The sequence below is a fragment of the Microbacterium sp. NPDC091676 genome (genome assembly GCF_044756645.1).
Classification (GTDB): Bacteria; Actinomycetota; Actinomycetes; order Actinomycetales; family Microbacteriaceae; genus Microbacterium; species Microbacterium paraoxydans_D.
On sequence record NZ_JBIVTI010000001.1, the window covers coordinates 1,506,279 to 1,521,417 of the forward strand.

At 70.9% G+C, this 15,139-nt stretch carries 13 protein-coding genes; 5 read left to right on the forward strand and 8 right to left on the reverse strand.

What is annotated here, in order from left to right; all coding sequences use genetic code 11:
* Nucleotides 1-117 precede the first annotated feature (117 nt).
* From ACIQID_RS07430 to ACIQID_RS07440, 3 genes are all read left to right on the forward strand, one after another.
* The gene (locus ACIQID_RS07430; RefSeq protein WP_400283400.1) at nt 118-2,904 is read left to right on the forward strand and encodes an efflux RND transporter permease subunit; all 2,787 of its coding nucleotides are present in this window, start codon (nt 118-120) and stop codon (nt 2,902-2,904) included.
* Nucleotides 2,901-4,868, forward strand: coding sequence for a YhgE/Pip domain-containing protein (locus ACIQID_RS07435; protein ID WP_331202310.1), 1,968 nt, complete (start codon nt 2,901-2,903; stop codon nt 4,866-4,868). The genes ACIQID_RS07430 and ACIQID_RS07435 overlap by 4 nt, the downstream gene beginning before the upstream one ends.
* Before the next feature lie 124 nt (nt 4,869-4,992).
* A complete protein-coding gene (locus ACIQID_RS07440; RefSeq protein ID WP_400283403.1) occupies nt 4,993-5,583 on the forward strand; it encodes a 2'-5' RNA ligase family protein in 591 nt (196 codons plus the stop codon).
* An 18-nt stretch (nt 5,584-5,601) separates the two neighbouring features.
* On the opposite strand, the gene ccsB is transcribed toward ACIQID_RS07440, so the two are convergent.
* The 5 genes from ccsB to ACIQID_RS07465 are packed head-to-tail and all read right to left on the reverse strand — an operon-like array spanning nt 5,602 to nt 10,287.
* Complete coding sequence (gene ccsB, locus ACIQID_RS07445; RefSeq protein ID WP_105949304.1) at nt 5,602-6,585, reverse strand: c-type cytochrome biogenesis protein CcsB; 984 nt, start codon at nt 6,583-6,585, stop codon at nt 5,602-5,604.
* A gap of 9 nt (nt 6,586-6,594) precedes the next feature.
* Nucleotides 6,595-8,376, reverse strand: coding sequence for a cytochrome c biogenesis protein ResB (locus ACIQID_RS07450; protein ID WP_400283407.1), 1,782 nt, complete (start codon nt 8,374-8,376; stop codon nt 6,595-6,597).
* Nucleotides 8,377-8,392: 16 nt separating this feature from the next.
* Nucleotides 8,393-9,160, reverse strand: a complete 768-nt coding sequence (locus tag ACIQID_RS07455) for a cytochrome c biogenesis CcdA family protein (protein WP_400285714.1) — start codon at nt 9,158-9,160, stop codon at nt 8,393-8,395.
* A 16-nt stretch (nt 9,161-9,176) separates the two neighbouring features.
* On the reverse strand, nt 9,177-9,827 hold the full coding sequence (locus ACIQID_RS07460; protein WP_331202307.1) for a TlpA disulfide reductase family protein: 651 nt from the start codon (nt 9,825-9,827) through the stop codon (nt 9,177-9,179).
* Between the two features lie 55 nt (nt 9,828-9,882).
* The gene (locus tag ACIQID_RS07465) at nt 9,883-10,287 is read right to left on the reverse strand and encodes a MerR family transcriptional regulator (protein ID WP_400283410.1); all 405 of its coding nucleotides are present in this window, start codon (nt 10,285-10,287) and stop codon (nt 9,883-9,885) included.
* Between the two features lie 55 nt (nt 10,288-10,342).
* Here ACIQID_RS07465 and ACIQID_RS07470 point away from each other — a divergent pair, with 55 nt between their 5' ends.
* Nucleotides 10,343-11,242: an NAD(P)/FAD-dependent oxidoreductase gene (locus ACIQID_RS07470; protein ID WP_400283413.1), complete on the forward strand. Its 900-nt coding sequence runs from the start codon at nt 10,343-10,345 to the stop codon at nt 11,240-11,242.
* Between the two features lie 66 nt (nt 11,243-11,308).
* Here the strand turns inward: ACIQID_RS07470 and ACIQID_RS07475 are convergent, their stop codons facing one another.
* Nucleotides 11,309-11,950, reverse strand: a complete 642-nt coding sequence (locus ACIQID_RS07475) for a histidine phosphatase family protein (RefSeq protein WP_312673615.1) — start codon at nt 11,948-11,950, stop codon at nt 11,309-11,311.
* 1 nt (nt 11,951) lies between these two features.
* Nucleotides 11,952-12,341: a DUF5684 domain-containing protein gene (locus ACIQID_RS07480; protein ID WP_126894018.1), complete on the reverse strand. Its 390-nt coding sequence runs from the start codon at nt 12,339-12,341 to the stop codon at nt 11,952-11,954.
* Nucleotides 12,342-12,473: 132 nt separating this feature from the next.
* Here ACIQID_RS07480 and aspS point away from each other — a divergent pair, with 132 nt between their 5' ends.
* Nucleotides 12,474-14,252 (forward strand): aspartate--tRNA ligase, encoded by a 1,779-nt coding sequence (gene aspS, locus ACIQID_RS07485; RefSeq protein WP_400283417.1) that lies wholly within the window; start codon nt 12,474-12,476, stop codon nt 14,250-14,252.
* Nucleotides 14,253-14,362: 110 nt separating this feature from the next.
* Here aspS and ACIQID_RS07490 read toward each other — a convergent pair whose 3' ends face one another.
* Nucleotides 14,363-15,136, reverse strand: a complete 774-nt coding sequence (locus ACIQID_RS07490; protein WP_400285717.1) for a sulfite exporter TauE/SafE family protein — start codon at nt 15,134-15,136, stop codon at nt 14,363-14,365.
* Nucleotides 15,137-15,139: the final 3 nt, after the last annotated feature.

The window sequence follows — 15,139 nt, forward strand, 5'->3', positions numbered from 1 at the left end:
GCCTTCCCTCTCGACGATTCACACCCGGTGCACAGACTCCGGATGGCGGATGACCTTACGATACATCTATGTATCGGATACACCTGTGTATCCACCCGGCACCCCACGGAGAATCGCGTGTCCACACTTCTCTCGTCCCTCGGACGCTGGTCCTTCCGCCACCCGTGGCGCGTCCTCGTCTCCTGGCTCCTCGCCCTCGGCATCGCCGGAGCCGGAGCCGTGGTCCTCGGTGCCGGCACCGACAACACGTTCTCCATCCCCGGGACCGAATCCCAGGCCGGCCTCGAGCAGCTCTCCCGCTCCTTCCCCCAGGTGAGCGGCACGAACGCGCAGTTCATCGTCGTGGCCGCCGACGGCGACGAGATCACCGATGACGAGTACCGCGAGCCGATCGAGGATGCCGTGTCGGAGCTCGGCGACCTCGACGAGGTCCTCGCCGCCACCTCGCCGTACGACGAGATGGTCAACGGCATGATCAACGACGACGACACGGCGGCCATCGTGCGCCTGCAGTTCGACGGCGAGTCCACCGACGTCTCCGAGGAGACGAAGGACGTGCTGCGCTCCACCGTCGACGAGCTCGCGCCAGAGCTCCCCGACGGTGCGCAGGCCTCCCTCGGCGGCGACCTCTTCGCGATCTCGATCCCCGGCGTCACGCTCACCGAGGCCGTGGGCCTGCTCATCGCGCTCCTCGTGCTCATCGTCACGTTCCGGTCGTTCGTCGTCGCCGGACTCCCCCTGCTCACCGCGATCCTCGGCGTCGGCATCTCCATGGCCGGGATCTTCACGGCGACCGCCTTCGCGACCGTCTCGTCCACCACGCCGCTGCTCGCCCTGATGCTCGGACTCGCGGTCGGGATCGACTACGCGCTCTTCATCGTCGCGCGCCACCAGGACCAGGTCCGGGACGGCGTTGAACCTGAGGAGTCGGCCGCCCGCGCGGTCGGCACGGCCGGATCGGCGGTCGTCTTCGCCGGCGTCACCGTGCTCATCGCGCTGATCGGCCTCGGCTTCGCGGGGATCCCGTTCCTCACCACCATGGGCGTCGCGGCGTCCGTGGCCGTCGCGGTCGCCGTGGCGATCGCGGTGACCCTGACCCCCGCCCTGCTCGGATTCCTCAAGGGCCGCGTGGCCGGACGACCGAAGCGCGCGAAGACCCCGAAGAAGGCGGCCGCGAAGGACGCCGCGACGAAGCCCCGCGGCAGCCGTGGGTGGGTGGAGGGCGTGACGAAGCACCCCGTCCTCGTCTCCCTCGCGGTCGTCCTCGGCCTCGGCATCGTCGCCGTGCCCGCCCTCAGCCTCGACCTCGCCCTGCCCAACGCCGGGGTCCTGCCGAAGGACTCCGAGGCGCGACAGAACTACGACCTCGTCGGCGAGCAGTTCGGTCCCGGCTTCAACGGCCCCCTCATCCTCACCGGGACCATCGTCACCTCCACCGATCCGCTCGGTCTCATGGAAGACCTCGGAGACGCCGTGGCCGAGGTTCCCGGGGTGAAGGAGGTCGCCCTCGCGACGCCGAACGAGACCGCCGACACCGGCATCGTCCAGATCATCCCGGAGACGGCTCCCGACGACCCCGCGACGGCCGACCTCGTGCGCGAGCTCCGCAGCCACCACGACGAGTGGCTGGACGAGTTCGGCATCGACCTCAAGGTCACCGGCTTCACCGCCGTCGGCATCGACATCTCGGATCAGCTCGGGGCGGCTCTGCTGCCGTTCGGGATCTTCGTGATCGGCCTCTCGCTGATCCTCCTCACCATCGTGTTCCGGTCCCTCTGGGTGCCGATCACCGCCGCGGCCGGCTACCTGCTGTCGATCGTCGCCGCCTTCGGCGTCGTCGGGGCGGTCTTCGAGTGGGGCTGGTTCGCCGACCTCCTGCACGTTGCGAAGGTCGGACCGATCATCAGCTTCATGCCGATCATCCTCATGGGCGTGCTCTTCGGCCTCGCGATGGACTACCAGGTGTTCCTCGTGTCACGGATGCGCGAGGACTTCGTGCACGATCCCGACCTCCGCCCGGGTGCGGGAGTTGTGAACCGCGCCACCCGACGGGCCGCGGCGCTGCGCGCGGTACGGAGCGGCTTCACAGGGTCGGCGAAGGTCGTCACGGCAGCCGGCCTCATCATGTTCGCGGTGTTCGTCGCCTTCGTGCCGGAGGGCGACTCCTCCCTCAAGCCCATCGCCCTCGGACTCGCCGCGGGCATCGCCTTCGACGCCTTCCTCGTGCGCATGACGCTGATCCCGGCGCTCATGGCGATCCTCGGCGAGCGCGCCTGGGAGATCCCGTCGTGGCTGGAGCGGATCCTCCCCCGCGTGGACATCGAGGGCGAGGCGGTGGAACGCGAGCGGCACCTCGAGGCGTGGCCGGGCGACGGGTCGCTCGTCGCAGCGGACGACCTGGAGCTCGGCGCGGGCGCCGCGGCGACGGAGCGACTGTCGCTGCGGCTCGCACCCGGCGCGGCCCTGGTCGCGAGTGGCGCGGACGCCGGGACGCTGCGGGCCCTCGCTCTCACCGTCGGCGCCCGCATCGCTCCGGCCGACGGACGCCTCCGCGTCGCCGGGCACCTGCTCCCCGGTCGGGCGGCCTGGGTCCGTTCCCACGTGGGCTGCGTGCTCGCGGGTGATGACGCCCCGGCGCTCGCCGACCTCCGCGAAGCCCTCCGCGGTCGTTCCGAGCTCGTGGTGATCGACGGCGCGGACCGGCTCCGCGGCGGCGAGCGCGACCAGGTCGCCGCGATGCTGCGCGATGCGAAGGCGCGCCGAGAGCTCGCCGTCTTCGCCACGGCCGCCGACCCCGACGCGGCCCGTTCCCTCCTCGCGGACGCCGGATGGCCGTCCGCCGACGTACTCGACACGCGCGCGCCCCGCCCGAGCGCCGCAGAAACGACCGAGGTGCCCGCATGACCCTCCCCCTCGAGCGCGCCCGCTCACGTAAGCCCATCACCTGGCTCACGATCCTCGGCGTCCTGCTGCTGCCCGCTGCGATCGGCGGCATCCTCATGGCGGCGCTCTACAACCCGACCGAGCGCCTCGACTCCATGACGGCGGCGATCGTGAACCTCGACGAACCCGTCGAGATCGACGGCCAGACCGCGCCTCTCGGGCGACAGCTCGCGTCCGGACTCGTCGAGGGTTCGGACGATCTCGACTCGAACCTCACGTGGGTCATCTCCAACGAGGAGGACGCCGCCGACGGGCTCGCCGACGGCACCTACCAGGCGGTCATCACGATCCCCGAGGACTTCTCCGCCGCGGCGACCTCCGCGGGTCAGGCGGTCGCGGACGGCGGCGGGGACGCGGAGCAGGCGACGATCCAGGTGACGACACCCGACGACGGCCTCGTGGCGGACGACCTCATCACCGGGCAGATCGCCGACGTGGCCGCCTCGACGCTCGGCACCACGCTGTCCGAGGCCACGACCGAGAACATCCTCGTCGGCTTCACCACCATCGGCGACCAGATCGGCGACGCGGCGGATGGGGCCCTGGAGCTGGCGAAGGGCGCCCGTGACGCGGCGACCGGCGCCGCGGCCCTCCCGGAGGGCGCGACGCAGCTCGCCGCCGGTGCCGGAGAGCTGGGCACCGGGGCCTCGACCCTCGCGTCCGGCCTCGACACGATCGCGGGGCAGACCCGGCAGGCGGCGACCGGCGCCGGGACCATCGGTGCGGGGCTCACCTCCGGGGCGACCGAGCTCCAGGGCCGGGTCGCCGGCGTGCAGCAGCTCACGGGCGGCATCCAGTCGGCGGCCGCGGCCGCAGGGTCCGCTGCGGGCGAGTCCGCCGCGGTGGCGCAGGGTCTCGGGACGATGGCGGCCACGACGTGCGCCGCCGATCCGAGCTCGGCGGAGTGCGAGCAGCTCTCCGCCCTCGCGGAGCAGGCGGTGACGGCAGCGACCTCGGCCGGGACCGCCGCCGGCATCCTCAACGACAAGCAGGTCGCCGAGGGCGTGGCCGCGCTTCCCGGGTCCTTCTCCACGCTGGCCACCCAGCTCGGCCAGGCGGGCGCCGGGGCGACCGAGCTCGCCGGCGGGCTCAACCGCCTCGCGACCGAGGGTGTGGATCAGTCGGCGGCGGGAGCGCGGGCGCTGTCGTCCGGCGCGGCGCAGCTCGCCGACGGCGCGACCCAGCTCGCCGACGGCAGCACGGAGCTCGCCACCGGCCTCGACACCCTCGCGACCGGCACCGGCGACCTCGCGGGCGGACTGCGCACTGCGGCGGACTCCCTTCCGTCCTTCAGCGACGAGGAGTCGACGTCGTTGGCGTCGGTGATCGCGGACCCCGTGGCGACCGACTCCTCGATGGGCTCGCTCTTCGGCCCCACCGCGATCCCGCTGCTCACCGCGGTGGTGCTGTGGTTCGGCGGCCTCGCGTCGTTCCTCGTGCTCCGTGCCCACACGGCGCGCACCCTCACCTCGCGACGCTCCTCCGCCTCCCTCACCCTCCGTGCGTTCTGGCCGGCCGCGGCGATCGGCGCGGCCCAGGGTCTGCTCGTCTCGCTCATCGTGCAGATCGTGGCCGACTACGACGTCGCGGAGTGGTGGGCGTTCGCGGGAACCGCCGTCCTCGCCGGGGTGGTGTTCGCCGCGGTGAACCAGGCCCTCGTGGCGGTGTTCGGAGGCATCGGACGCTGGATCGCCGCACTGATCGGTGTCATCGCCGTGGCGACGGGACTCATCTCGACCGTGCCCGACGGGCTCGCCAGCATCGGGGCCGCTCTCCCGACCGCACCGGCTTTCGCGGGTCTCGTGGAGGCGAGCGGGGCCGCCGTCGCCGCCCTCGTCGTCTGGGGCGTGCTCTCGCTCGTCGCCACGACGGTGGTCGTCGCGGTCCGCCGCACGACCACGGCCCGCGCCGTCGTCACCGCCTGACCCCCGGGCACATCTTCGGACATCACGGATGACACGCCGCCGGCCCTCCCCTGCCGGCGGCGTGTCGGGTCCGATCTCCGAAACTGTGCCCGGACACGATGGCGATAACCCGTACTCTCGTGCCATGCGCCGACCGTTCATGGACACTCCGGACCAGCTCGCGAGTCTCGAAGGACAGCAGTATCTCGTGCTCCGGCCGACCGGGGCCGTCGCCGCGGAATACCGGTCCGTCCAGGAGGCCGCGCTCGGTCGTCTGGACACGCCGCTGCGGCATCCGCACACGGAGCACGTGACGCTTCGAGGCTTCTTCGAGCCGGAGCGTCGGGACGAGCTGCGGGCCGTGATCCGCGCCTGGGCCGCGGAACAGGGTCCTCTCGAACTCGCCGCCGACGCCGTGGACGTCTTCCCCGCACCGTGGCAGATCGTGATCCTGCGCCTCGCCCGCACGCCCGCCCTCGTGCACGCGTACGCCTCGCTCACGGAGGTGCTCCGGACGACGGCCTTCCGCCGCCTCGATGAGCTCTCCGTCGAGGACTGGACCTTCCACCTCTCGGTGCTCTACGGCAAGACGCTGGATCCCGACACCTGGCAGCAGCTCGCCGCCACCGAGGTCCGTCCGCTCGCCCCCGTCCCGACGGAGGTCGTCACCGAGGCCGAGTTCGTCTGGTACGAGGGCGGCGTCGAGCACGCCGAGGTCATCCCCCTCGGCGGCTGACGCTCCGTCCCGATGGGATCAGCTCAGGCCGGAGTAGGCGTGCAGGCCCTTGAAGAAGACGTTGACGATGGTGAAGTTGAAGATCACCGCGGTGAAGCCGACGATCGAGAGCCAGGCCGAGGGGTTGCCGCGCCAGCCGCGGGTCGCCCTGGCGTGGATGTATCCGGCGTAGAGCACCCAGATCACGAAGGTCCAGGTCTCCTTCACGTCGAAGCCCCAGAAGCGGCTCCAGGCGTAGTACGCCCAGATGGACCCGGCGATGAGGGTGAAGGTCCAGAGGATGAAGCCGATGATCGTGAACAGGTACGCCAGGCTCTCCAGGCGCTCCGCCGGCGGGAAGGTGCGCAGGAACCCCGGGCCGGTCTTCGCCGCCCCCTCGCCGAGCAGCCGCTCGCGTCGGGCCTGCATGAGCTGGATCACCGAAAGTGCGAAGGCGAGGGCGAAGAACGCCGTCGCGAGGGAGGCCACGAACACGTGGATGATGAGCCACACGCTCTTCAGCGGGTCCATCAGCGGGGAGACCTCGACGTAGAAGTTCGTCGCGCCGAGGCCCAGGAGGACGACCACGAGGCCCGTGATGAAGGTGCCGAGGAAGCGCAGGTCGAGGCGGGTCAGCACCACGAGGTAGACGGCGATGATGAGGAGCGTCCCCACCATCGCGAACTCGTACAGGTTCGCCCAGGGCACCCGTCCCGCGGCGATACCGCGGGTGAGGGTCGCCGCGAGGTGGAACACGAAGCCGAGCACGGTGAGCGAGGTGCCGATGCGGGCCATGACGAACCGCTGCGGTGCCGCCGTCGGTGCTCCGGTCGCATCGAGCGGAGCGGAGACGGCACCACCGGAACGACCGGCGGCCACGAGCTCGCCCTCGCGGACGGTGTGGGCGTCGGCGGTCGCCTGCGAGCGACGCGCGAGATCGAAGGCGTAGGCCACGAAGGCCGCCGCGTAGATCGCGATCGCCGTCCAGAGCAGGACCGGCGAGATCACGTTGAGCTCGAGCATGGTGTCAGTCTACTTTCCGGGTGCCGGGGCCGCCGGGTCCGCGGCGGCGTCCGCGGCGTCCTCGTCGGCATCTTCAGGGGTACGGGCGATCGTGCCGCCCGCGGCGTCGAGCAGCCGGGCGTGGCCGGCGCGGAGGTCGTCCACGGCGCGGGCGAGCGTGGGGTCTTCCCCTCGGGCCAGGGCCGCGTACTCGAGGTCGACCGCGCCGTCCGCCGCGGTGGCCTTCACCCACACGCGCCGACGCGGCACGAACAGAGCGAGCATGAGGCCGCCGAGGGCCAGCAGCGCGAACCCGAGCACGAACACCCCGGACTCGTCGCGGTGGATCTGCAGGGAGGCGAAGCGCTTGACGGACTCCGAGGTGTCGGTGGCGCCCTCCGGCGACTCGTCGTCGAAGGTCACCGAGCCCAGGCCGTTCGGCAGCTGCGCGGTCTCACCCGGGGACAGCTCGATCGACTCGACGTCGGTGCTGCGTCCGGTGAGCTTGGTCATATCGGAGGTGTCGAGCACGTAGACCGAGCGCGGCACGCCGTCGTTGATCCCCAGGTCGCCCGTGTACACGTCGAGCGTGAGCGTGGGGTTGGTGAGGTCGGGGTAGGCGGAGAAGAAGGCGCCCGTGTCGAGCACGCCGGTGGTCGGGTAGAAGAAGCCGACGAGGCCCACCTGCTCGGCCAGGCCGTCCGGCACCTTGAGCACGCCGAGCGAGGTCATGTTGTTGTCCTGCGGGAGGAACGGCGTGCTGTTGTGGAACACCACGTTGCCCTCGGGGTCGCGCACCGTCACCGTGGGGGCGTATCCGTTGCCGAGCAGGAACACGTCGTCGTCGGCCACGCCCAGGGGCTCGTTGACCTTCACGGCGCCCTCGCGCTCCTCGCCGTTCTCCTGGATGGTCATGTTCGCGGAGAAGTTCCCGGCCTGGCCGGAGCCGGGCTCGCCGAACGGCTGATACGTGACGTCGAAGGAGTCCAGCCGCATCGAGTACGGAGCGAACGAGTCGTCGGCCACGAAACGCCCGCGGTTCATGGAGTCGTAGTCGAGCAGCGTGTTGGCGAAGGTCTCCCCCTCGACGAGCACGCGCTGGCCGGTGTAGGCGAAGCCGCCGCCGACGCCGATCGTCACGAGCACGCCGACGAGGGCGAGGTGGAAGAGCAGGTTGCCCGTCTCCCGCCAGTAGCCGCGCTCGGCGGACACCGAGTGCGTGCGCCCGCGGTCGTAGCGCTCCACGCGGTAGCCGAGCGCCTTGAGCTGCTTCGTGGCGACGTCGATGGAGGCGGCGGCCTCCGCGGCGGCGTCGCCCGTGCGCGTGCCGGAGTCGGCGACGGTGTCGCGGGTGACGGCGCGGTAGTCCTCCAGGCGTCGCAGTCGCGCGGGCGTGCGCGGCGGGCGGGCCTGCAGCGCCTTGGCGTGGTGCTTGATGCGCGGGATGACGCAGCCGACGAGCGAGGTGAACAGCAGCAGGTAGATCGCCGAGAACCAGGGCGACAGGTACACGTCGAAGAGCTTGAGCCCGTCGAGCACCGGGAACAGATCGGGGTTGTCGCGCTCCCACTGCGTCACGCCGTTCGGGTCGGCCATCCGCTGCGGGAAGATCGATCCGGGGATGGCCGCGATCGCCAGGACGAGCAGCAGGACGAGCGCCGTGCGCATCGAGGTGAGCTGACGCCACCCCCACCGCAGCCAGCCGACGAATCCGAGGCGCGGCTGGGTGATGGTGTCGTCGCCGTCGACGTGGTCGGACGGGCGGAGCGGATCGCTGGAGTCGTTGGTCACGGCACCCTTGTTCTTCGTCATGGTCGTCTCGGAGCGGTCAGAGCGGGAGGATGACACTGCCGATCACCGCCGTCAGCCGCGACATGATGTCGGTCCACAGTCCGGTGACCATCAGCACGCCGAGCAGGATCAGCAGCACGCCGCCGAGGATGTTCACGACCCGGATGTGGCGGCGCAGGAACCCGATGGCCTTGGTCGCCCAGCCGAAGCCGAGGGCGACGAGCAGGAACGGGATGCCGAGGCCGAGGGAGTACGCGAGGCCGAGGAAGCCCGCCCGCACGGGGTCGCCGGCGTTGAAGGAGAGCGCGAGGATGGCGGCCAGCGTCGGGCCCATGCAGGGCGCCCAGCCGATGCCGAGCGCGACGCCGAGGAGCGGGGCACCGACCATCCCGGCCTTCGAGTCGACGTGGAAGCGGAGCTCCTTCTGCGCGAACCCGAAGAGCCCGAGGAAGACCAGGCCCATCGCGATGATGACGACGCCGAGGATGCGGGTGATGAGGTCGCCCCACTGGAGCAGGAACACGCCGGCGGTGCCGCCGAGCACCGTGTAGAGGATGAAGACCACGGTGAAGCCGAGGATGAACAGCAGCACGCCGAGGACGAGGCGGCTGCGCGTCGCCGTCTGCGTGGTGCCGCCGCCGGTCGTCGAGGTGCCCCGCGGCGTGACGGCTCCGCCGAGGAAGCCGAGGTAACCCGGAACGAGCGGCAGCACGCACGGCGAGAGGAACGAGACGAGTCCGGCGAGCATCGCCACCGGGACCGCGATCCAGAGGGCTCCGGATCCGATGATCGCGTCGGGGTTCACGACGACCTCGCGCACATCAGGAGTCCTCCGCCAGCGCGTCCTTGACGAGCGTGGAGAGCACGGAGGTGCCGTCGATCGGCCCGATGATCTTCGCGGCGACGCGACCCTGCTTGTCGAGCACGAGGGTGGTGGGGGTGGCCGAGATCGGCACGACCTTTGCGAAGGCGAGCTTGGCCTGGGCGGTGTCGACGTCGATGAGGCTCGGGTACGTGATCCCGAACTCGTCGGCGAACGCGACCGCCGTGTCGGCCTGGTCGCGCGTGTTGATGCCGATGAACTGCACGTCCGCGTCGCTGTGCTCCTGCCAGACCGCCTCCAGGTCGGGGGCCTCCACGCGGCACGGGGCGCAGCCGGCGTACCAGAAGTTGACGACCGCGACCTTCCCGGCGATGTCGGCGCTGTCGAAGTCCGCGCCGTGCTCCGTGACCCCGGCGAACTCGACCGGCTCCCCGCGCTCGGCGACGGGGATCTCGACGATCGCGCCGTCGGCGGCGACGTAGCCGGTGTTCTCGCCGTTCAGGAACGACTCGCTCACGGCGTCGGGGGCGCACGCGCTCAGACCGACGGCGAGCACCGCAGCGAGCGCGGCTCCGCCCAGGCGGCCGAGGGGCCGAAGACGGGAGGGGCGGCCGTTGCGGATCGGGTGAATCCTAGAAGCGCGGGACACGTCTCCGAGTTTACGCAGAGCTTCCTATGCATCGGCCGGGTACCCCCGGGGGGAGTCAGAAGCGCGCGAGCACGTCGTCCACCCCGGCGCGGAACCGCGGACAGGTCGCGATGTCGTGCGCCCGGCACCCCATGGCGTGCTCTGTCATCTCCCGCGATCGCCGCATCTCCTCCATCCGGCGGTCGAGGTCGTCGAGATGCTGCTGCAGCACCTGGTGCCGCCCGGCGCTGCCGTCGTCGAGGAGCACGGCGATCTGGTCGAGGCTCATGCCGGCGGCCTTGCTGCGCTGGATGACGGCGATGCGCACGACCTCGTCCTCCCCGTACCGCCGCCGGCCCGCCGCGTCGCGGGGCGGCCGCAGCAGGCCGACCGTCTCCCAGTGCCGCAGGACGTTCGTCGGCAGGTCGAACCGTGCGGCGACCTCGCCGACGGACCAGGGATGCGGGTCGCTTGACTTCATGTTGACATGAAGTCACAGACTGGTGCCGAACGCAAGACGTGAGAAGGGAACCCCCATGTACGACGCGATCGTGATCGGTGCCGGTCCGGCCGGACTCCAGGCGGCGCTGACCCTCGGACGGATGCACCGGCCCGTGCTCCTGCTGGACTCCGGCGAGTACCGCAACGGCACCGTGCAACACATGCACAACATGATCGGCGCCGACGGGAAGGCCCCGGCGGACCTCCGCGCCCAGGCCCGCACGGAGCTCGCGGCCTATGCGGACGTCGAGACGCGGGACGTCGCGGCACAGCGGATCTCGGGCGACGCGGAGACGGGCTTCTCGGTGGACCTCGCCGACGGGTCGGCGGCCGACGCCCGACGGGTGATCCTGGCGACCGGCGTCGCGGACGACCTCCCGCCCGTGCCGGGTCTCGCCGAGCTCTGGGGGGTCCGGGTCTTCAGCTGCCCGTTCTGCGACGGACACGAGCACGCCGGGAAGCCGATCGCGATCCTCGGGGCGGCTCCCCGGGCGGCCCATCTGATCGGGTTGCTCGGCCGTATCGTCGGCGAGATCACGGTGGTCCCGGTGGGAGAGCCGTTCGCCGCGGAGGACCGTACCGCGCTGGAGGAGCTCGGGGTACAGGTGGCCTCCGCTCCGGTCGAGGCTGTCGCCGCGCACGGAGACGGAGACGGGGTGCGGGTGCGCAGCGCCGAGGGCGACCTCGACGTCGCGGGGGTGTTCGTGGCCTCCGGCACGATGCGGCACCGGGCGCCCTTCGCCGCGGACCTCGGGCTGCGGCTCCTGGAGTCGGGGTCCATCGAGATCGACGAGTTCGGGAGGACGTCGCTTCCGGGGGTCTTCGCGGCGGGCGACCTCGCCCATCGCGCGACCCTCCCCGGCCCGATGGCCTCGGTCCTCCTCGCCGCCGCCGCGGGACAGCTCGCCGCGGTGGGGGTGCTCCAGTCCCTCTGACTTCGAATCGCCCGATTGGTCCCATTTCCGGGCCGGATGGGGTCATTCAGGCGATTCGAACGGGGGTCAGACGGCCCCGACGTCGACAGCACCGCCGGTCGCGGCGGGCTCGGCGTACGAGACCTCGCGCCAGACGTCGCCGACGCGCGCGAACGAGGTCACGCTTGACAGGGCGCAACGCCGGGTCCGCGGGTCGTGCTGCAGCGGGAGGCCGGCGACGCGGAGGTGCGTGATCCAGATCGGCGCCTGATGCGACACCATCACGATGTCCCCCGCGGTCGGGATCTCGGCCGCGGCCGTCCACGCCTCGTCCATCACCCCGAGCATGCGCTCCGCGATCGAAGCGTACGGCTCGCCCCAGCTCGGCACCGACGGCTGACGCAGGTGCCACCAGTTCATCGGGTTCATCAGCGACCGCCGCATCCGGGTGCCCTCGAACACGTTCGTCGGCTCGATCAGGCGGATGTCCGTCTCGGGCTCGAGGTCGAACACCTCCGCGAACGGGGCGGCCGACTCCTGCGCACGCTCCAGCGGTGACGCGAACAGGGCGGTCACCGGATCGCCGAGCCCCGCCACGTGCTCCGCCGCCGCCTGCGCCATCTCCTCCCCCGCGGTGCTGAGGTGATAGTCGGGCAACCGTCCGTAGAGCACGCGGGACGGGTTGTGCACCTCACCGTGGCGAACGAGGTGCAGAAGTGATGCCGCCACGTCAGACCTCGCGGTAGCGGGAGTCGCCGAACCCGAGGATCAGATAGCCGATGTAGGGGAAGAGGAACAGCAGGAAGAAGGAGAACACCCCGCCCTTGCCGAAGCGTGCGCCGAGCTTGAACGCGACGATGACCCCGAGGATGAAGTTCGCGATCGGCACGAGGTAGAGCAGGGCGAACCAGCCCGACATCCCGGCGATCTTCACGAGGAACACGACGTTCACGATCGGGATGATCGCGAGGATGCCGGGGTACCCCGCCTTCGTGAAGACCTTCCACAGCCCGACCACGACGAGGATGTAGAAGATGAGGGCGATGAGTCCCGTCGTGCCGGAGAAGATCGCGCCGAACAGGTCGGGAAGGCCGTTGCCGTCCGAGATGGAGAGGTTCATGGGGGTCCGCCTTTCGTCGTGGCGATCCTACTGAGGTGCCGCTGCTCCGCGCTGGCGACCCGGCCGGGAAGGGCCGGGACGCCCGCGTAGACTGGGCGGGTTCATCTTTCCCCGGATCAGGAGGAATCCTCCGTGCTGCGCACCCACTCCGCAGGCTCCCTGCGCGCCGAGAACATCGGTCAGACCGTCACCCTCACCGGGTGGGTCGATCGTCGTCGTGACCACGGAGGCGTCGCTTTCATCGATCTGCGAGACGCGTCGGGCATCGCCCAGGTCGTCATCCGCGACGAGGAGATCGCCCACCCGCTGCGCAACGAGTTCGTCCTCAAGGTCACCGGCGAGGTGTCGCGACGTCCCGAGGGCAACGCGAACCCGAACCTCCCCTCCGGCGAGATCGAGGTCATCGCAGCCGACGTCGAGGTGCTGAACGAGTCGGCGCCGCTGCCGTTCCAGGTCTCGACCGCTCTGGCCGACACCGAGACGGTCGGCGAGGAGGCGCGCCTGAAGTATCGCTACCTCGACCTCCGCCGCCCGGCCGCCGCCTCCGCGCTGCGCCTGCGGTCCGACGTCTACAAGGCGATCCGCGACGTGCTGCACGCCGAGGACTTCACCGAGGTCGAGACCCCGACCCTCACCCGTTCCACGCCGGAGGGCGCCCGCGACTTCGTCGTCCCCGCCCGTCTGCACCCGGGCAGCTGGTACGCCCTGCCGCAGTCCCCGCAGCTCTTCAAGCAGCTGCTCATGGTCGGCGGTGTGGAGAAGTACTTCCAGATCGCCCGCTGCTACCGCGACGAGGACTTCCGCGCCGACCGTCAGCCCGAGTTCACGCAGCTCGACATCGAGATGAGCTTCGTCGACCAGGAGGACGTGATCGCCCTCATGGAGTCGCTCATCGTGGCGATGTGGAAGACGATCGGCGTCGAGGTGCAGACCCCGCTGCCGCGGATGACGTACGCCGACGCCATGGCGAAGTACGGCTCCGACAAGCCCGACCTCCGCTTCGGGCTCGAGCTCGTCGAGGCGACGGACTACTTCAAGGACACCCCGTTCCGCGTGTTCCAGGCCGAGTACGTCGGCGCGGTGCGCATGCCCGGTGGTGCGAGCCAGCCGCGCAAGCAGCTCGACGCGTGGCAGGACTGGGCCAAGCAGCGCGGCGCGCGCGGTCTCGCCTACGTGCTGTTCAACGAGGACGGCACCCTGGGCGGCCCCGCCGCGAAGAACCTGTCCGAGGCCGAGCAGGCCGGCCTGTCGGAGTTCGTCGGCGCCGAGCCGGGCGACTGCGTGTTCTTCGCCGCCGGTGCCACCAAGGAGAGCCGGGCGCTGCTCGGCGCCGCGCGGGTCGAGATCGGCCGTCGCCTCGGCTACCTGAACCCGGACGAGTTCGCCTTCACCTGGGTCGTCGACGCTCCCATGTTCGAGCCGGCCGCCGACGCGGTGGCCTCCGGAGACGTGGCAGTGGGCGCTGGCGCCTGGACAGCCGTGCACCACGCGTTCACGGGCCCGAAGCCCGAGTTCGAGGACACGTTCGACACCGACCCCGGATCGGCCCTCGCCTACGCGTACGACATCGTGTGCAACGGCTCGGAGCTCGGCGGCGGGTCCATCCGCATCCACCGCGAGGACGTGCAGAAGCGGGTCTTCGAGGTCATGGGCATCAGCGACGAGGTCGCGCAGGAGCAGTTCGGCTTCCTCCTCGATGCGTTCAAGTTCGGCGCTCCCCCGCACGGCGGCATCGCGCTCGGCATGGACCGCGTGCTCCAGCACCTGACGAAGACCGAGTCGATCCGCGACGTCATCGCCTTCCCGAAGTCCGGCAACGGCTTCGATCCCCTCACCTCCGCTCCCGCGCCGATCACCCCCGAGCAGCGCGCCGAGGCCGGTGTGGACTTCACCCCCGAGGACGAGGCCTGACCCGCCGAGACCCCGTCTTACCGCCGAGACCCCGGGACACTGCCGCCGGCAGCCCGGGGTCTCGTCGCGTACCCGGGGTCTCGGCGAAGAAAGAAGAGAAAGAGGGGGAACTAGGCGAAGAGGGGGGCGAGGTTCTCGTTCCACACGTCGACGCCGAGCTTCGCGATGAGAGCCACCACGACGACGAGGAACACCACGCGGATGAACGTCGTGCCGCGGGAGATGGCCATCCGCGAGCCCAGGTAGCTGCCGCCGACGTTCGCGACCGCGAGGATGCCCCCGAGCAGCCACAGCACCGAGCCGTGCGGGATGAAGAGGAGCAGCGCCCCCGCGTTCGTCGCGAGATTCACGATCTTCGCCTTCGCGCTCGCCTGCAGGAAGTCGTAGCCCAGCAGCGCGACGAGGGTGATCACGAGGAAGGTGCCCGTCCCCGGACCGATCATCCCGTCGTAGAACCCGATGCCGAGCCCCGCGAGCCCGGCCATGATGTGGTGCTTGTGCCCGTGGAACCGCAGCTGCGTCGCGGCCCCGAGCTGCGGCCGGAGCGCCGTGAACAGGGCCACCGCCAGCAGGGCGATCACGATGATCGGCTTGAAGGCGGCCGGGGGCAGCACCGTGGCGACCGCCGCGCCCCCGAACGAGCCGACCAACGCGATCGCCGCCATCGGCAGGGCCGTACGGAGGTCGGGCTTTGCCCGGCGGTAGTAGGTGATGCTGCTGGTCGCGGTCCCGAACACGGAGGCGAGCTTGTTCGTCGCGAGCGCCTGGACCGGGGCGATGCCGGGGATGAGGAGCAGTGCCGGCAGCTGCAGCAGCCCTCCGCCGCCGACGACCGCGTCGATCCACCCGGCGCTGAACGCCGCCACGACGATGAGGATCAGCATCCC